The sequence below is a fragment of the Azospirillum sp. VT-I1 genome (assembly GCF_055698305.1).
This window is the reverse complement of sequence record NZ_CP168806.1, coordinates 365,308-381,475: the sequence shown is the minus strand read 5'-3', so window position 1 is coordinate 381,475 and position 16,168 is coordinate 365,308. Positions and strand designations below refer to the sequence as shown.

Below are 16,168 nucleotides of genomic sequence, written 5' to 3'. Positions count from 1 at the left end.
AGATGCAGCATGTTCTACACGCTTTTTCGTTGCGCTGCGATGACTTGTCGTATGCGGCATGGGGGCCTTTCGGCCGGCGCGTCGTCCTGCCGCAGCCCTCTCCCGACCAATGATCGGCGGAAATCCGCCGATGCGGTCGGGCGCGCAGGCGGAAATCCGCCGATCAGGGGTTCGGTCCGAACGGCCGGGTCCAGGCATTTCAACTGTTTGCGCGGCGAACTGACTATGGCATGCCCCTTGCTCTTCTCCGAGGCAACCGCGGCGACGGGCCGCGGACCAAGCCACAGGGGAGAGACTCGATGCTCCGGAAGAGCCTGCTTGCCGCCGCCGCCTTCGCCGCCGCCGCACTTGCCACCCAGGCCGCCTCGGCCGCCGATCTGGTCCGACTCGGCAACCTGAAATTCGCCCATTACGGTGCGGTTTCCTACATGAAGGAGATCGCCGGCAAGTACGACCTGAAGATCGAAGAGCGGGTCTTCCCCAAGGGCATCGACATCCTGCCGGCCATCGTCGCCGGCGAGATCGACGTCGCCGCCAGCGCAGTGGATGCCGCCATCGCCGGCCGCGCGTCGGGCGTGCCGATCTATGCGGTGGCCGGCTTTGCCAAGGGCGGGGCGCGCATCGTCGCCAAGCCGGACGCCGGCATCAAGTCCATCGCCGACCTGAAGGGCAAGAAGGTCGCCACCCCGCGCGGCGGCGCGCAGGAGCTGATCCTGCTGGCAGAACTGGCGAAGCACGGCCTGAGCTGGTCCGACCGTCCGGGCAAGGACGTGCAGATCGTCTACATGGCCTACGCCGACATGAACCAGGCCCTGCTGGCCGGCAGCATCGACGCCATGTCGCAGTCCGAGCCGCAGTCGAGCCAGGCCATCAACAAGGGCTTCGGCGTCGAAGTCATCAAGCCCTACGACACCGAACTGGGTGAGCCGGTCCGCTCGCTGGTCATCACCGAGGACTTCTACAAGAAGAAGCCCGACGTCGCCCAGCGTCTTGTCAACTGCTTCGTCGAGGCGACGGCGACCTTCATCGCCAACCCCGATCTGGCCGAGAAATATGTCCGCGAGCAGATGTTCAAGGGCCAGATCAGCAGCCAGGACTTCCGCGACGCGATCGGCAACTCCCCCTACAGCTACGACCTGTCGGTCCATCATGTGCAGGTCACGACCGACATGATGCAGAAGTTCGGCGTCGGCCGCATGGACAACCCGCCGAAGGCCGCCGACTGGGTGAAGCTGGACCTGCTGGAAAAGGCGAAGGCTTCCGTCAAGACCGGTGAAGTCAAGACCAACTGAGCCGACACCCAGCGGAAGGAGGACGCCCCATGTCCCAAGCCAAGACCCGTTTCTCGCCTGCCGCCCTGCTGCGCGGCTCCCTGGTTCCCGTCCTGGTCATCGTGCTGTGGCAGGTCCTGTCCACGTCCGGGCTGATCAACCCGGTGGTCCTGCCCTCTCCCGTCGCGGTGGTGGAGCGCTGGTGGGCCTATCTGCTGCCGACAGAGGCCTATGATCCGGCACAGTCCAGCTGGATCCTGTGGGCGCTGTCGGGCGAGATGCTGTTCGATGCCTGGTCCAGCCTGTACCGGGTGGTGCTGGGCTTCGCCGTCGGCGCCGGGCTGGCGCTTCCGCTGGGCCTCGCCATGGGCGGCAACCCGCGCGTCTATGCGCTGTTCGACCCGCTGATGCAGGTGCTGCGGCCGATCCCGCCCATCGCCTACATCCCGCTGGCCATCCTGTGGTTCGGGCTGGGCAATGCGCCGGCGGTGTTCCTGATCGCCATCGGCGCCTTCTTCCCGGTGCTGATGAACACCATCGCCGGCGTGCGCCATGTCGACGGCATCTATCTGCGCGCCGCCCGCAACCTGGGTGCGGGCAAGCTGACCATGTTCCTGCGGGTCATCCTGCCGGCCGCCACCCCCTACATCCTGGCCGGCGCGCGGATCGGCATCGGCACCGCCTTCATCGTCGTGATCGTGTCGGAGATGATCGCCGTCAACTCCGGCCTCGGCTTCCGCATCCTGGAGGCGCGCGAGTTCATGTGGTCCGACAAGATCATCGCCGGGATGTTCACCATCGGCCTGCTGGGCCTCGCCATCGACATCGGCATGAACCGCCTGAACAACCACCTGCTGCGCTGGCACCGCGGGCTAGAGAATTGATGGGGAGGGGATGGAGATGACGCCCATGCTGAAGACCGTTGCCGACACCGCGCCCGCCGCCGAAACCGCACCCGTGCAGATCCGGGTGCGCGGGGTGGAGAAGACCTTCTCCGTCGGCCCGCAGAAGATCATCGCTCTGCAGAACATCGAGCTCGACATCTGCAAGGGCGAGTTCGTCTGCCTGCTGGGCCCGTCGGGCTGCGGCAAGTCCACGCTGCTGAACGCGGTGGCCGGCTTCCAGCCGCCGACCAAGGGGACCGTCACCGTCGATGGCCGGACCATCACCGAGCCCGGTCCCGACCGCGGCATGGTGTTCCAGGAATATGCCCTGTTCCCCTGGATGACGGTGGCGCAGAACGTCGCCTTCGGCCTGGAGATCAAGGGCATGTCGAAGGCCGAGATCTCCGAGAAGGTGGAGTGGCTGCTGCAGAAGCTGCACCTTCAGGACTTCCGCAACCGCTTCCCCAAGGACCTGTCGGGCGGCATGCGCCAGCGCGTCGCCATCGCCCGCGTGCTGGCGCTCGACAGCCCGATCCTGCTGATGGACGAGCCGTTCGGCGCGCTCGACGCCCTGACCCGCCGCACCCTTCAGGACGAGCTGCTGCGCATCTGGGAGGAGGTCGGCAAGACCATCCTGTTCGTCACCCACTCCATCGAGGAGAGCATCTATCTGGCCGACCGCATCATCGTGATGACCTACCGGCCGGGCACCATCAAGCGCGACGTCGTGGTCGACATGCCCCGCCCCCGCGACGGCTCCGCCCCGGAGTTCAACCGCCTGAAGCGCGAGCTGTCGCAGATGGTGATGGAGGAGCAGCAACGCTTCAGCCAGGACGAGATCCGCTCCGTCACCGCCGACTGAGCGGAGGATCCGAGCGAAAAGGAAGGGGCGCCCCGTAACGGGCGCCCCTATGCAAATGTGTTGCAACGAGGCCTTTTAAGATGTGCAAAGTCTTGCAGGGCCTCGTTTTTCTAAGATGGCCGTTGCCGAGGAAATCTTCGGTGGTTAACCGTTCAGCGACAATTTGGCGTTCATGTAGCGGTTTAGACTCACCTTCGCTTCGGCCGCCTCGATTGCCAAACGGCGATGCATGTCGGGCGTAGTGCGGAACAGAATCTTCCCCGAAAACTCTCGGTCGGCCAGCGGCTCGGGGACGGTCTCGCCATTCGCGCGCATGTCCTCCACCGTCTCTGCCACAAGCGAACGGATGCCGCGCAGCGCCTTGATCTCGTCCTCATCAAGCCAGGAAAGGCTGGGGAACTCTGCGCAGGTGGCGACGTGCTCCTGGTCTTCCGGCGACCACGTGACACGGTATGTGTAATGGCTATTCGGCATCCTCGTTCTCCTGTCGTCCTTGCGCCAGCAGCCGGTCAATGGCCTGCACGACCTGCCTTACCTGATATCCCTTGGCTTTGCCGTTCTTGCCCTCCTGGATATTCACACGGGGATCTCCAGCCCAAGGGGTGCGATACACGGCGTGGCTTGTTCCGCGTTGACGCGGTGTGCCGAAGCAGTGTTCGCAGACCTTAGCAACGTCTGCGAAGGGTACATCGTGCGGCACGGTCCGCATCCGCCGCAGAATGTCCTCGATCTTCGCCATCTGCGTCGCCATAGTATCAATAACGCTATCACAATTTATCGTCGGTGCGGTCAGATAGCAATGTTTGATCTGCGCGGTCGCCCTTTTCCTTTCCGCGTCAGAGCTTCGCCGCCTCCTCGCCGATGCGCTGGCGCAGCCAGCTGTGGGAGGGGGAGCCGGTGTTGCGGCGGTGCCAGATCATCGACATTTCGAAATCACCGGCATCGAAGGGCAGGGGGCTGATGGCGAGCCCCAGCGCGTCGGCGCACAGGCTGGCCAGCCGGGCCGGCAGCGAAGTCAGCATCGGCGCCCGCGTCAGGATCATCGGAATCGCCAGGAACTGGGTGGTGGAGGCCGCGACCCGCCGCCGGGTGCCGAGCGCCGCCAGCTCGTCGTCGATGAAGCTGGTCAGGCCGCCGCGCAGTGACGGCATCAGGTGCGGATAGCGGGTGTAGTCCTCCAGCCCGATCGGCGGGGTGACCGGCACGAGATCCGGATTGTACAGGCAGACATGTGTTTCCCGGTACAGCACCTGACGGTCGTGCCAGCGCCGCAGTTCCGGCAGATAGCCGATGGCCAGATCGAGCGTACCGTCGTCGAGCGCATCCAGCATGGCGTCGGGATCGAGGTTGCGCAGGGCCACCGACACGCGCAGGTCTCCCTCTGCCGCATCGCGTAGGATGCCGGTCAGCAGGACCGCCTGCATGGAATCGGAGGTGGAAATGGTGAAGCTCCGCTCCTCGCGTTGAGGATCGAAATCCTCCTCAGCCGACAGGGCGCGGGCCGCACCCACCAGCAGGTCGCGCAGCGGCTCCGCCAGCCGTTGGGCGCGCGGCGTCGGCTCCATCCGGTTGCCGGTGCGCACGAACAGCGGATCGCCGACCAGCGTGCGCAGCCGGCCCAGCGCGTGGCTGACCGCCGACTGGCTGACGCCCAGCGCCTCGGCCGCGCGGGAGACGTTGCGGGTTTCCAGCAGCGCGTCGAACACCTTGATCAGGTTCAGGTCGAGCGCAGGGTTATGAATTGCCTTCATGACGATATGAACCAAAGCCGCCTACTTCATTGTGCACTAGACGGTGTATTCTGTCGAGGCAGAGCTGACCCAGCAGCCAACAATCAAAAAATCATCAATCCGTAGCCAAGGCCCGCAACCGGGCAGCGGACTCGTCGTCATCCCGTTTCGGCGGTTCCGTTCAGGGAGAAAGAGGCAAGAGCCATGATTAGCATCAACGTCAACGGCGAGAACCGTCAGGTCGACGTGCCCGAGGACATGCCGCTCCTGTGGGTTCTGCGGGACGAGTTGAACATGACCGGCACCAAGTTCGGCTGCGGCGTGGCCCAGTGCGGCGCCTGCACCGTCCATGTCGACGGAACGCCGACCCGCGCCTGCCAGACCCCCGTCGGCATGCTGGGGCCGGACAGCAAGGTCACCACCATCGAGGGCGTGAAGGGCAAGGCGGCGCAGGCCGTCCAGGCGGCATGGCAGAAGCTGGACGTCGTCCAGTGCGGCTATTGCCAGTCGGGCCAGATCATGAGCGCGGTCGCGCTGCTGACCGACAACCAGAACCCGACCGACCAGGACATCGACGCGGCGATGGACGGCAATGTCTGCCGCTGCGCCACCTATGTCCGCATCCGCGCGGCGATCAAGGATGCCGCCCAGACGATGAGGGCCTGATCCATGCTGCATCATCTGATCCGTCAGGCCGCGGAACGTGGTTTCGGCGACGGGCTGTCGCTCGCACCGCTGCCGGCCCCCTCGCGCCGCGGTTTCCTGAAGGCCATCGGCGCCGGGGCCGGCGCGCTGGTCGTCGGCGCCCATCTGCCGCTGCCGGCGCTGGCCGCCGAGGCCGCGAAGACCGTCGGTCCGGCCGACCCGCGTCCGCATGCCTTCGTCATCGTGGCGCCGGACAACACCGTCACCGTGCTGGCCAAGCACCTCGACAAGGGCCAGGGCATCGTCACCGGCCTCGCCACCATCGTGGCTGAGGAACTGGACGCCGACTGGTCCCAGGTCCGCGGCGCCTTCGCCCCGGCCGACCAGAAGCTGTATGCCAACCACTTCTTCGGCGTGCAGGGCACCGGCGGCTCCACCGCCGTCGCCAACAGCTGGGACGAGCTGCGCATGGCCGGTGCCGCCGCCCGCGCCATGCTGGTCGCCGCGGCTGCCGCCCGCTGGAACGTGCCGGCCGGTGAGGTGACGGTGTCGAAGGGCGTGGTGCGCCATGCCGCCGGCAACCGCAGCCTGACCTTCGGCGAGCTGGCGGAGGAGGCGGCGAAGCTGCCGGTGCCGCAGCAGGTCAAGCTGAAGGACCCGAAGGACTATGTGCTGATCGGCAAGCCGGACCTGCACCGGCTCGACCACATCAGCAAGACCAACGGCACCGCCATCTTCTCGATGGACATTCGCCGTCCGGGTCAGGTGACGGCCGTGCTGGCCCGCAGCCCGCGCTTCGGCGGCACGGTGAAGAGCGTCGACGACGCGGCCGCCCGCAAGGTGCCGGGCGTGATCGAGGTGGTGAGCCTGCCGGTCGGCGTCGCGGTGATCGCCAAGAACACCTGGGCCGCCATGAAGGGCCGCGAGGCGCTGACGGTCACCTGGGACGATGCCAAGGCCGAAACCCGCGGCACCGACGCCATGCTGGCCGACTACCGCAAGGCGGCGGAGAAGCCGGGTGCGGTCGCCGCCAACAAGGGCGATGCGGAGAAGGCGATTGCCGACGCCAAGGCCAAGGGCGGCCATGTGGTGGAGGGCGAGTTCGTCTTCCCCTATCTCGCCCATGCGCCGATGGAGCCGCTGAATGCCGTCGTGGCGCTGAATCCGGAGGGTGGCTGCACCATCTGGGCCGGATCGCAGTTCCAGACGGTCGAGCAGATGGTCGCCGCCCACATCCTGGGCTGCAAGCCGGAGCAGGTGAAGATCGAGACCCAGTGGGCCGGCGGCAGCTTCGGCCGGCGCGCCACCACCAACGCCGACTACATCGCCGAGGCGGTGATGATCGCCAAGGCCTACCCCAAGGCCCCGGTGCATCTGGTCTGGACGCGCGAGGACGACATCAAGGGCGGCCGCTACCGTCCGCTGGTCCTGCACAGGATCACCGCGGCGGTCGATGCCAAGGGTGCCCTGGTCGGCTGGAAGCAGCGCATCGTCGGCCAGAGCTTCATGGCCGGCACGCCGTTCGAATCGGTGATGGTCAAGAACGGCGTCGATGCGACGATGGTCGAGGGCGCGTCGGACATGGCCTATCCGGTGGCGAACCTTGCGGTCGATGCCCACACCGTCGCCTCGCCGGTCACCACCCTGTGGTGGCGCTCGGTCGGGCACACCCACACCGCCTATGCCAAGGAGGTGATGATCGACCGCCTCGCCAAGGCAGCCGGCAAGGACCCGGTGGCCTTCCGCATGGAGATGCTGAAGGACCATCCGCGTCTGGCCGGCGTGCTGAAGCTGGCGGCGGAGAAGGCCGGCTGGGGCCAGCCCCTGCCGCAGGGAAAGGGCCGCGGCGTCGCCGTGCATGAAAGCTTCAACACCTATGTCGCCCATGTCGCCGACGTGACGGTCGATTCCAAGGGCCAGATCAAGGTCGACCGGGTGGTGGTCGCCGTCGATTGCGGCGAGGTCGTCAACCCGGACATCGTCAAGTCGCAGATGGAGGGCGGCGCCGGCTGGGGCATCGGCCATGCGCTGCGCGGCGAGATCACCATGACCGACGGCGTGGTGGATCAGGCCAACTTCGACAGCTATCTGCCGCTGCGGATGTCCGACATGCCGGCGGTGGAGGTGCATATCGTGCCGTCCCGCGAACGGCCGACCGGTGCCGGCGAGCCGGGCGTCCCGACCGTGGCGCCGGCGGTGGCCAATGCCGTCTTCTCGGTGACGGGACAGCCGCTGCAGACGCTGCCCTTCAGCCGGGGCGGCATCGTCAGCTAAGGCGGCGTCTCTAGGGGGAGGCCGATTGCGGCGGAACGGCGATTCCGGCAGTCCTTGCGAGGGCCGGGATCGCCGCCGGCCGCAAGGCGGTCCAGCCCTGGTCCACCAGCAGCTTTACCGCGGGATCGACCCGCATCGGACCGGCGAGGACGGAGGTCTCCGCCGGTTCTTTTTTGCGTGGCGGCTCGATGCGCAGAAGTCGGGCAAGCCGCTGGGACTGGACGGCCTGAAGGTATGGCCGGGGCAGTTGCGGTCCCCAAGGGTCCGCTGCCGCGGTGGCCGTGTCTGTCGCCGTCACGGAGTGCGTCAGCGCCGTAAGATAGCAGGCGGTCCCCATCACCATGGCCAGCAGCAGGACGGCCGACGCCAGCGCCGTCCAATGGCGGCGGCGCAGCCGCCGGGCGACGATGTCGCTTTCCGGCGCGGGCAACAGGTCGTCAGGGATGCTGTAGCGGTCGTGTACAGTCATGCGGCGCACAGCATGGCTCAAGATGCCGGTCCGCATCCTCGCCTTTCCCGGAGATTCGCCGGGGCAGGGGGATTGCTCCCCGCGGCCCTCCGCTTCCGGCCGGAACTCCCCGTCCGGACAGTTATCTCTACCGACTAGCCAGGATTTGCGGACGCGGCGGGCCGCCGCCGCTCGATCTCCGCCCGAACCTCGCGGAACCAGCGCAGCTTTTCCGCGAAGGGCAGGCGGGCGAGGCCGCTCGGCGACGGCACCACCACGTCGGCAACACCGTCGAACAGGGTGCGCTCCTGCACGCCCCACGGCGCGTCGGGCAGGCCGGTGGCCGCCAGATAGACCCCCTTGCCGGTGTAGGCGAGCACCCGCGGCCGGACGAAGCCGACGATTCGCGCCAGCCGCGGCACCCCGCCGCGCAGCTCCGCCCGCGACAGTTCGGCGGCGCTGGCGGTGGCGCGGGCGACGAGGTTGGTGGAACCCAGCCCGATGTCCGGCAGGGTGACGTCCTCCTCCGGCCGGTAGAGGCGCGGGGTCAGCCCGGCCTCATGAAGCAGGCGCCAGAACTGGTTGCCGCGCCCGGCATAATGGTGGCCGAGGGCGCCCGACCGCAGGCCGGGGTTGAAGCCCACGAACAGGCAGTCGAGCCCCGGCGCCACGATGTCGGGCAACGGTCCGGCGGCAGGCGGCATCCCATCCGGGGAAGGGGCCGGAACATCGTCGAACAGGTCCATCGGTCGGTTCCTCTCCGCAGGGAGAGGAGATATAGGACTCCGCCGCCCCGCTCAAAGCGAGGCGGCGACCGCGGGGGCAGGCGGACTGCTCCGTTCGTCCTGCAGCATGGCGAGGATGCGGTCGGTCATTCTCAGGGCCAGCGCCACGATGGTCATGGTCGGGTGGTCGGCGCCCATGGTGGGGAAGACGGAACTGCCGGCGATGTAGAGGTTGCCGACCCCATGCACGCGGCCTTCCGGATCGACCACGCCGTGACGCGGCGATTCATGCATGCGCGTCGTGCCCATATGGTGCCAGCACCAGCCGACATCCGCCATCATCGCCTCGGCGGATTCGCCCGGCCGTTCGTCGGTCGTGATCAGGCCGCGGCGCAGCAGATCCTCGCGCAGGAGGCGCTGGGTCTCGGCGGCACCCCGGCGGTCCTGCTCGGTCAGCCGCCAGTCCACCCGCGGCAGGTTGCAGCCGAACGGGTCGGTCGCATGGTCCAGCGTCACCCGGCTGTCGGGGTTGGGGACCGGCTCCAGCACCGTTTCCAGGGTGAAGCGCCGGGGCAGCCAGCCCGGATCGACCATGCTGTCGAACAGGGCGTGGGCGAGCTGCGGCATGCTGCGCAGGATGCGCGGTCCGGCGTTGCGCAGCAGGCTGACCGACTCGTCCTCCGACACGCCGAAGCGCCGGCAGCTGTGGCGCGAGGGCAGCAGCCGCAGGTCGCGCATCGCCTTGAAAGCCTCCAGCGCCCCGGAATGATAGGAGGCGACCAGATATGTCCGGGAATTGGGCAGCGCGTGGCGTTCCTGCAGCGCGGCGGTCGGCGACAGCGCCAGCGCCACCGACGGGTGCGGTCGGCGCAGCCGCCGCCGCGCCAGGCACAGGCTGACGTCGTAGAGCGTGCGGTGCCGTCCCTGCCGGGTCAGCCGGATCGGCGGGGTCTTGAAGCGCGGATGGTCGGCGAAATAGCGGCCGACCAGATCGTTGCCGTTGCCCAGCCCCGCCGCCTGCACCTTGTTGGACAGCAGCAGGATGCGCGCATTCTCGATGCCGCCGCAGCACAGCACGAACAGCCGGGCGCCGACGGTGAAGCTCGGCCCGTCCAGCGTGCGCACCTGCACCCGTTCCACCGCGGTGGCGGTGGAGTTGGTGTCCAGCCCGGTGACGTTGGCGTTGAGGAAGGCGGTGATGTTGGCGGCGCGGCCGATCTCCGCCCGGTAGGCCTCGCCCATGCGGATTGGCGGGCTGAGCTGGGCGACGCGGTTCTCGAAGCCGTCGCCGTCCTCGTCCACCGGGATCAGCTCCGCCTTCGGCCCGCCGACCCGCTCCATCCAGAAATCATTGTCGTAGTCGAACGGCCCCAGTCCCAGCACGCTCTGCGAACGTTCGTAATAAGGCATCATCGTGTCGCGCGGAATCGGCCAGCCGCTGCCGGGAATCCAGGACCGCTCGGCGAAATCGGCCTGCTCCAGCGGGCGGGAGAAGCCGCCCCAGCAGTTGGTGCTGCCGCCCAGATAGCGGCTGCGCGCGGTGGTCAGCCGTTCATAGGGCAGGCCGACGTTGCGGCCGGCGTAGAGCGCCTGGGAGATGCCGTCGACCTCCAATCCGCCGCCTTCGAGCAGGACGACGCTGCAGGAACTGCCGGCCAGCTCGCGCGCAATGGTCAGGCCGGCGGCACCGCCACCGATCACGCACAGGTCGCAATCGATATGGGTGCCGTTCAGGACATGGCGGGCGTCACGAAGCAAACTGGCCTCCGTACCAGGGACATAAGCCGTCCTTTCTTGCCCCGGACACGTGGCCTAGGCCGAGCGCGCATTCGGCTATACCCCCGGCGCGTCGCAATACTCCGGTACTCCGCGCAAGCGCGGCACCCCGGACGATCCGGATAGCCGCTCCGTACGGTGACCTTGACCGGATCGGGACGGGAACGACGGCCGCAGTCGGCGGTTGAAAAGGATAAGAACGGTGCCGCAGCCCGGCCGGAAGGCAAGGGGGGCGACCGCGCACCGGCAACCATGCAATCGCAGGAACCGCCGCCATGAAACGCCATCATCTTCTCGCGACCGCCGCCCTGATCCTGTTCTCCGCCCCGGCGATGTCGCTGGCGCAGACGCCGACGCCGCAGAAGACCGTGACGGAGAAGGGTCAGCTGTCGCAGCAGGACATGACCTTCGCCGAAAAGGCGGCGATCAGCGACATGTTCGAGATCCAGGCCGGCACGCTGGCGCAGGATCATGGGAAGGACAATGGCGTCAAGCAGTTCGGCAAACACATGGTGACCGACCACACCAAGACGTCGGAAGCCATGAAGGCGATGGCCGCGCAGAAGTCGATGACGCTGCCGACCAAGCTCGATTCCGAACACCAGCAGAAGCTGGACCAGCTGCGCGGCCTGCAGGGCGACCAGTTCGATTCCGCCTATCTGCAGGGCCAGATCGACGCCCACCAGACCGCCGTGACCCTGTTCCGCACCCAGGCCGAAAAAGGCCAGGACGCCGACCTGAAGCGCTTCGCCGAACAGAGCCTGCCGACGCTGGAACAGCATCTGCGCCAGGTCCGCGATCTGCGCCCGAACGTCGCCTCCACCAGCGGGGCGGCCCAGCAGAGCACCAGCTTCGAGCAGATGATGGGCAAGGCCGTCTATGGCGAGGACGGCGGCAAGCTGGGCGACGTCGCCGACATCATCCTCGACGCCCAGTCGGGCAAGGCCACCCAGGTGATCCTCGACCGCGGCGGCCTGCTGGGCATCGGCGCCAAGCAGGTGGCCCTGGACTACACCCTGCTGAACGCCGACGGCGACCGCATCGTCGCCCGGCAGGTGACCGAGGATCAGGTCAAGCAGATGGCGGAGTTCAAGTACGACGACAACACCGTCTCGCTCGGCCAGCGCACCGGCGGCGGCAACACGGGCCATGGCGCGGCGCATGAGAGGGGCGACATGAAGAACGACGCCGCCCATGGCACCGCCAACAGCCTGGACAGCACCCAGCCGCGCAACCCGCAGTAAGGCCCGCAGTAAGGGCGGCAGCAGGACGCCTGCGGAGAGCCCCCTGACACCCAGCCCACCGGCGCCGGGACTCCCCTTTCCCGGCGGCCCCGGCGGGCCAACCGACGGAGAAGACAAGGATGGCGAACGCCAGCAAGAAGCACATGAGCCCCAGCGGACAGGGCAAGGGCACCGGCACCGGTGCCACCACCGACCTGCCGGCCGGCTCCATCGGCGACAACGCGGTACTGTCGAACCGCGACAAGTCCCGCCATTCCGATGCCCGCGGGCTGGACAGCAAGGCCGTGCAGACCGAACAGATGCAGGATCATGCGGCCAACCGCGAGCCGGAGAAGTAACCGCCGGTCGGGAGGGCCGGCTCCGTCCGGTCCTCCCGCGTCCTCAGCCACGCCAGAACTGGGGCATGAACAGCACCAGCACCGTGAACAGCTCCAGCCGGCCCAGCAGCATCGCCAGCGACAGCAGCCATTTTGCCGAATCCGGCAGGGCGGAGAAGGTGCCGGCCGGACCGATGATGTCGCCCAGTCCCGGTCCTACATTGGCCAGCGCGGTCACCGCGGCGCTGGCGCTGGTAATGAAATCGAGCCCCAGGGCCATCAGCGCGATGGTGATGACGCTGTAGGCGGTGAAGAACAGCGCGAAGAAGACGATCACCGATCCCAGCACCTCGTCGTCCAGCTGCCGGTTGCCGTACTGGCGCGGAAAGACGCCGCGGGGATAGATCAGGTGAAGGAAATGGGTGCGCAGCACCGTCACCATCACCTCGAACCGGAAGATCTTGATGCCTCCGGCGGTTGAGCCGGTGCAGCCGCCGATGAAAGTCAGCCCGAAGAACACGCCGACCGCCAAATTCCCCCACTGGCTGTAATCGGTGTAGGCATAGCCGGTGGTGGTGACGACCGACACAACATTGAAGGCAACCAGCCGCAGGGCGTCATGGAAGTCGTGCCCGTGCTTCCAGGCCAGCCAGACACTGAGCGGCAGGATCACCGCGGCCAGGAAGGCCAGATATGTGCGCACCTGGCTGTCCTTCCACAGCGCGTCGCGCTGGCCGGTCAGGGTGCGGACATACAGGACGAAGGGCAGGCTGCCCAGCAGCATGAACAGCGTCACCAGCCAATGCAGGACCGGGCTTTCGAAGTTCCCGATGGATTTGTCGGAGGTGGAGAAACCGCCGGTCGACAGGCTGGTCAGCGCATGTACCACCGCTTCGAACGGCGTCATCCCGGCCAGCCAGTAGCAGGCGGCACAAATCGCCGTTAGCCCGGCATAGACCGCGACGATCGCCTTGGCAATCTGCTGGGCGCGCGGCAGCACCTTCTGCGACCGGTCGGAGGATTCGGTGCGGAACAGCTGCATGCCGCCCACCCGCAGCGCCGGCAGCACCGCGATGGCGACGCCGATGATGCCGATGCCGCCCAGCCATTGCAGCAGCGCCCGCCACAGCAGGATGCCCTCCGTCGTGCGGTCCAGCCCGATCAGCACCGTCGATCCGGTGGTGGTCAGCCCCGACATCGTTTCGAAGAAGGCATTGGCGTAGTTCAGCGACAGGTCGGGGAAATGGCCGAACTGGAAGGGCAGGGCGGCGAAGGCCGCGGTGCTGGTCCAGGTCAGCGGCGTCAGCAGGAAGGCCTGCCTCAGCGACAATCCGCCATGCAGGTGGCACCGGGTGCCGAGCGCCACCGCCCCGCCGCAGGCGCCGGTGAAGGCGGCGGAATAGAGGAAGACCCCGGCGTCCGGGTTGCCATAGGCGAAATCGACCGCGGCCGGGATCAGCATCGTCGCGGCAAGCGCCAGCAGCACGATGGAGACGATGAACAGGATCGGCCTGAAATTCGGCATGATGTCTCTGGTCGGGGAAATGGGCGGCAGCGGGGTGGGGGTGAGGTGTCGGGCCGATCAGAAGAACTCCAGCCCGACCGCGAACAGCTTTTCCACCTTGCGGACCAGATCGGCGGTGGCCATCACGATGACGCGGTCATGCGGTTCGATCGCCGTCTGACTGGTGGGGATGATGACCTCGCCGCCGCGGACCAGCGCGCCGATCATGATGCCAGGCGGCAGCCCGATGGACCCGATGGGGCCGCTGACGGCCCGCGAGGTCTCCAGCGCCTCGGCCTCCACCACCTCGCCGAAATTGTCGCCGATGGTCTGCACCGCCGCGACGCGCCCGCGCCGGACATGGCGCAGGATCGAGGACACGGTGACCGTCGCCGGGTTGACCACCACGTCCATCCCCAAGCCGGCGACGATGGGCACGTAGGACGTCTTGTTCAGCAGCGTGATCGCCCGACCGCAGCCGGCGCGCTTGGCCAGCAGCGAGGTGAAGACGTTGGTTTCGTCGTCGTTGGTGACGGCGACGATGGTCTCGGCCCGGCCGACCTGCGCCTCTTCCAGGATTTCATGGTCCAGCGCATCGCCGTTCAGCACCACCGTGCTGGAGCGCAGCGAGCGCGAGATCAGCTCGGCGCGCGCAGCGTTGCCCTCGATCATCTTGATGGAGATGCCGCGCATGTGCCGTTCGACGATCTGCGCCAGGTTGAAGCCGACATTGCCGCCGCCGGCGATGACCAGACGGCGGGCCGGCGCCTCGGTATGGCCGAACAGGGCGACGACGCGGACGATGTCGGCGGTGCGGCAGACCAGATGCACGTCGTCGCCCAGCCGCAGCATGTCGTTCCCCTTCGGCACGAACCCGGCGCCGTCGCGGAACACCGCCAGCACCGCGGCGCGCACGTCCGGGAACATCTCGGTCAGGCGGCGCAGCGGCGTGTTGAGCAGGGGCGAACTGTTGGTGCAATGGACGCCGATCAGGTGCACCTTGCCGTCGGCCAGCGGCACCATCTCGAACGCGCCGGGGGAGCGCAGGCGCCGTGCGATGCTGTGGGCGATCTCCACCTCCGGCGAGATGACGACGCTGATGGCCAGATGCTGGGCGGAGAACATGGCCGACCATTCCGGCCGCAGATAGGCCTGCTTGCGGATGCGGGCGATGCGCAGCGGGATGTTGAACACCGAATGGGCGACCTCGCAGGCCACCATGTTGACCTCGTCGGAATGCGTGACGGCGATCAGCATGTCCGCGTCCTGCGCCCCCGCCTGGGCCAGCACATCGGGGTGGGAGGCGAAGCCGACCATCCCGCGCACGTCGTGGCTTTCGTCCATCCGCTGCGCCAGCTCGGTCGAGGTGTCGATCACGGTGATGTCGTTGTCTTCCATCGCGAGATGCCGCGCGATGCTGGCTCCGACCTGCCCGGCCCCACAGATGATCACCTTCATGCGTCCGTTCCCGCTGCACCCCGGCCCAACCGGCCAATGTCAGCAAATGACGGCAAAGGCGAAGCGTTGCAAGCCAAAGCGGTTCGGACAGGACCAGAGTGGATTGGGAAGACGTGCAAAATCCATCGCGCAGGCCTGTTCATGGTGTGCTCCTCCGCCCGACGGTTCGGTGGCAGGATGGAGAGCGGAACCTCCGTGAACCCGCAATAAAGAAGGAACGTCCATGTTGAAGCTGCGCTGGAGCCCCACCTCGCCCTATGTGCGCAAGGTGATGATGGTCGTCATCGAACGCGGGTTGGAGGATCGGGTGGAGCGGGTGGCGACCGATCCATGGTCGGCCGATACCGATCTGCCGGCGGAAAACCCGCTGGGCAAGGTCCCCGCCCTGACGCTGGAGGACGGCACCACCCTGTTCGACAGCCCGGTCGTCGTCGAATATCTCGATCGCTCGGCGACCGGGCGCCGCTGTTCCCGCCGGCCGGTCCGGCCCGCTGGACAGCCCTGCGGTTCCAGGCGGTCGCCGACGGCATCTGCGACGCCGCCATCCTCCGCCGGCTTGAGTCCATGCGGCCCGACGGCGAGAAGTCGGCGGCCTGGATGGAGCGCCAGCGCAAGGCCGTCGCCCGCGCGCTCGACCTGCTGGAGGCGGATGCGGCGGCGCTGGACGGCGAGGCCACCATCGGCACGCTCGCCGTGCTGGCGGCGCTCGGCTATCTCGACTTCCGCTTCGGGCATGAGGACTGGCGCGACGGCCGGCCGGCGCTCGCGGCCTGGTTTGACAAGGCATCGGACCGCGACAGCCTGCGCCGCACCGCACCGCCGGTGTAACGGCGCAACAAATCGAACGTCCCGCCCTGAAGATCCGTAATAAAGCGGCGCCCCGCGACGATGGGCGCCGCGTCTGCCGGATGATGCTTTTTACGTTCGATTCACCATGACCGGCCGGTGATCGCCATTCGACCATCGCCACGGCCGGCGATTTCGCGGGCGCGGCGGCTTTTCGATTGTGCGTCGCGAAAACTTCATCGAA

The 16,168-nt window shown here is 67.5% G+C and carries 16 protein-coding genes and 1 pseudogene; 9 read left to right on the top strand and 8 right to left on the bottom strand.

From position 1 onward, the window contains the following. The first annotated feature begins 299 nt into the window (after positions 1 to 299). The 3 genes from AB8P05_RS30230 to AB8P05_RS30220 are packed head-to-tail and all read left to right on the top strand — an operon-like array spanning position 300 to position 3,017. Entirely contained in the window at positions 300 to 1,292 is a 993-nt protein-coding gene (locus tag AB8P05_RS30230) for an ABC transporter substrate-binding protein (RefSeq protein ID WP_472761685.1), read from the top strand. 29 nt (positions 1,293 to 1,321) lie between these two features. Next, on the top strand, positions 1,322 to 2,155 hold the full coding sequence (locus tag AB8P05_RS30225) for an ABC transporter permease (protein ID WP_455176057.1): 834 nt from the start codon (positions 1,322 to 1,324) through the stop codon (positions 2,153 to 2,155). Between the two features lie 25 nt (positions 2,156 to 2,180). Further along, positions 2,181 to 3,017 carry an ABC transporter ATP-binding protein gene (locus AB8P05_RS30220; protein ID WP_472761684.1) on the top strand — a complete coding sequence of 279 codons (837 nt, stop codon included), beginning with the start codon at positions 2,181 to 2,183 and terminating at the stop codon, positions 3,015 to 3,017. A 144-nt stretch (positions 3,018 to 3,161) separates the two neighbouring features. On the opposite strand, the gene AB8P05_RS30215 is transcribed toward AB8P05_RS30220, so the two are convergent. The 3 genes from AB8P05_RS30215 to AB8P05_RS30205 form a co-directional block, all read right to left on the bottom strand. Beyond that, entirely contained in the window at positions 3,162 to 3,491 is a 330-nt protein-coding gene (locus AB8P05_RS30215) for a type II toxin-antitoxin system HicB family antitoxin (RefSeq protein ID WP_455176059.1), read from the bottom strand. Next, positions 3,481 to 3,756: a hypothetical protein gene (locus AB8P05_RS30210; RefSeq protein WP_455176060.1), complete on the bottom strand. Its 276-nt coding sequence runs from the start codon at positions 3,754 to 3,756 to the stop codon at positions 3,481 to 3,483. Before AB8P05_RS30210 ends, AB8P05_RS30215 begins: the two co-directional genes overlap by 11 nt. Positions 3,757 to 3,853: 97 nt before the next feature. Then, positions 3,854 to 4,768 (bottom strand): LysR family transcriptional regulator, encoded by a 915-nt coding sequence (locus AB8P05_RS30205; protein WP_462620138.1) that lies wholly within the window; start codon positions 4,766 to 4,768, stop codon positions 3,854 to 3,856. Positions 4,769 to 4,951: 183 nt separating this feature from the next. Between AB8P05_RS30205 and AB8P05_RS30200 the strand changes: the two genes are divergently transcribed. After that, entirely contained in the window at positions 4,952 to 5,413 is a 462-nt protein-coding gene (locus AB8P05_RS30200) for a (2Fe-2S)-binding protein (RefSeq protein WP_324869489.1), read from the top strand. Between the two features lie 3 nt (positions 5,414 to 5,416). Further along, positions 5,417 to 7,666 (top strand): xanthine dehydrogenase family protein molybdopterin-binding subunit, encoded by a 2,250-nt coding sequence (locus AB8P05_RS30195; protein ID WP_472761683.1) that lies wholly within the window; start codon positions 5,417 to 5,419, stop codon positions 7,664 to 7,666. Between the two features lie 10 nt (positions 7,667 to 7,676). Here the strand turns inward: AB8P05_RS30195 and AB8P05_RS30190 are convergent, their stop codons facing one another. The 3 genes from AB8P05_RS30190 to AB8P05_RS30180 all read right to left on the bottom strand — a co-directional run bounded on the left by AB8P05_RS30190 (position 7,677) and on the right by AB8P05_RS30180 (position 10,597). Beyond that, positions 7,677 to 8,171 (bottom strand): hypothetical protein, encoded by a 495-nt coding sequence (locus AB8P05_RS30190; RefSeq protein ID WP_472761682.1) that lies wholly within the window; start codon positions 8,169 to 8,171, stop codon positions 7,677 to 7,679. A 98-nt stretch (positions 8,172 to 8,269) separates the two neighbouring features. After that, positions 8,270 to 8,860 (bottom strand): mismatch-specific DNA-glycosylase, encoded by a 591-nt coding sequence (locus AB8P05_RS30185; protein WP_472761681.1) that lies wholly within the window; start codon positions 8,858 to 8,860, stop codon positions 8,270 to 8,272. A gap of 51 nt (positions 8,861 to 8,911) precedes the next feature. Then, positions 8,912 to 10,597: an FAD-dependent oxidoreductase gene (locus tag AB8P05_RS30180; RefSeq protein WP_472761680.1), complete on the bottom strand. Its 1,686-nt coding sequence runs from the start codon at positions 10,595 to 10,597 to the stop codon at positions 8,912 to 8,914. A 293-nt stretch (positions 10,598 to 10,890) separates the two neighbouring features. Between AB8P05_RS30180 and AB8P05_RS30175 the strand changes: the two genes are divergently transcribed. Both AB8P05_RS30175 and AB8P05_RS30170 read left to right on the top strand, forming a co-directional pair. After that, the gene (locus tag AB8P05_RS30175; protein WP_472761679.1) at positions 10,891 to 11,859 is read left to right on the top strand and encodes a DUF4142 domain-containing protein; all 969 of its coding nucleotides are present in this window, start codon (positions 10,891 to 10,893) and stop codon (positions 11,857 to 11,859) included. A 119-nt stretch (positions 11,860 to 11,978) separates the two neighbouring features. Continuing rightward, the gene (locus tag AB8P05_RS30170; RefSeq protein WP_455175697.1) at positions 11,979 to 12,197 is read left to right on the top strand and encodes a hypothetical protein; all 219 of its coding nucleotides are present in this window, start codon (positions 11,979 to 11,981) and stop codon (positions 12,195 to 12,197) included. 43 nt (positions 12,198 to 12,240) lie between these two features. On the opposite strand, the gene AB8P05_RS30165 is transcribed toward AB8P05_RS30170, so the two are convergent. Continuing rightward, on the bottom strand, positions 12,241 to 13,701 hold the full coding sequence (locus tag AB8P05_RS30165) for a TrkH family potassium uptake protein (protein ID WP_472761678.1): 1,461 nt from the start codon (positions 13,699 to 13,701) through the stop codon (positions 12,241 to 12,243). Between the two features lie 57 nt (positions 13,702 to 13,758). Continuing rightward, a complete protein-coding gene (trkA, locus tag AB8P05_RS30160) occupies positions 13,759 to 15,138 on the bottom strand; it encodes a Trk system potassium transporter TrkA (protein WP_472761677.1) in 1,380 nt (459 codons plus the stop codon). 223 nt (positions 15,139 to 15,361) lie between these two features. Between trkA and AB8P05_RS30155 the strand changes: the two are divergent. Next, positions 15,362 to 15,538: pseudogene (locus AB8P05_RS30155) on the top strand (glutathione S-transferase N-terminal domain-containing protein); the annotation flags it as partial. A 164-nt stretch (positions 15,539 to 15,702) separates the two neighbouring features. Then, positions 15,703 to 15,966, top strand: a complete 264-nt coding sequence (locus tag AB8P05_RS30150; RefSeq protein WP_472761676.1) for a glutathione S-transferase C-terminal domain-containing protein — start codon at positions 15,703 to 15,705, stop codon at positions 15,964 to 15,966. The last annotated feature ends 202 nt before the right edge of the window (positions 15,967 to 16,168 follow it).

Bases quoted from the DNA above. Each gene is read 5' to 3' on its own strand.
- AB8P05_RS30230 (WP_472761685.1), top strand. From the start codon at position 300: ATGCTCCGGAAGAGCCTGCTTGCCGCCGCCGCCTTCGCCGCCGCCGCA.
- AB8P05_RS30225 (WP_455176057.1), top strand. From the start codon at position 1,322: ATGTCCCAAGCCAAGACCCGTTTCTCGCCTGCCGCCCTGCTGCGCGGC.
- AB8P05_RS30220 (WP_472761684.1), top strand. From the start codon at position 2,181: ATGCTGAAGACCGTTGCCGACACCGCGCCCGCCGCCGAAACCGCACCC.
- AB8P05_RS30215 (WP_455176059.1), bottom strand. From the start codon at position 3,491: ATGCCGAATAGCCATTACACATACCGTGTCACGTGGTCGCCGGAAGAC.
- AB8P05_RS30210 (WP_455176060.1), bottom strand. From the start codon at position 3,756: ATGGCGAAGATCGAGGACATTCTGCGGCGGATGCGGACCGTGCCGCAC.
- AB8P05_RS30205 (WP_462620138.1), bottom strand. From the start codon at position 4,768: ATGAAGGCAATTCATAACCCTGCGCTCGACCTGAACCTGATCAAGGTG.
- AB8P05_RS30200 (WP_324869489.1), top strand. From the start codon at position 4,952: ATGATTAGCATCAACGTCAACGGCGAGAACCGTCAGGTCGACGTGCCC.
- AB8P05_RS30195 (WP_472761683.1), top strand. From the start codon at position 5,417: ATGCTGCATCATCTGATCCGTCAGGCCGCGGAACGTGGTTTCGGCGAC.
- AB8P05_RS30190 (WP_472761682.1), bottom strand. From the start codon at position 8,171: ATGCGGACCGGCATCTTGAGCCATGCTGTGCGCCGCATGACTGTACAC.
- AB8P05_RS30185 (WP_472761681.1), bottom strand. From the start codon at position 8,860: ATGGACCTGTTCGACGATGTTCCGGCCCCTTCCCCGGATGGGATGCCG.
- AB8P05_RS30175 (WP_472761679.1), top strand. From the start codon at position 10,891: ATGAAACGCCATCATCTTCTCGCGACCGCCGCCCTGATCCTGTTCTCC.
- AB8P05_RS30170 (WP_455175697.1), top strand. From the start codon at position 11,979: ATGGCGAACGCCAGCAAGAAGCACATGAGCCCCAGCGGACAGGGCAAG.
- AB8P05_RS30165 (WP_472761678.1), bottom strand. From the start codon at position 13,701: ATGCCGAATTTCAGGCCGATCCTGTTCATCGTCTCCATCGTGCTGCTG.
- trkA (WP_472761677.1), bottom strand. From the start codon at position 15,138: ATGAAGGTGATCATCTGTGGGGCCGGGCAGGTCGGAGCCAGCATCGCG.
- AB8P05_RS30150 (WP_472761676.1), top strand. From the start codon at position 15,703: ATGCGGCCCGACGGCGAGAAGTCGGCGGCCTGGATGGAGCGCCAGCGC.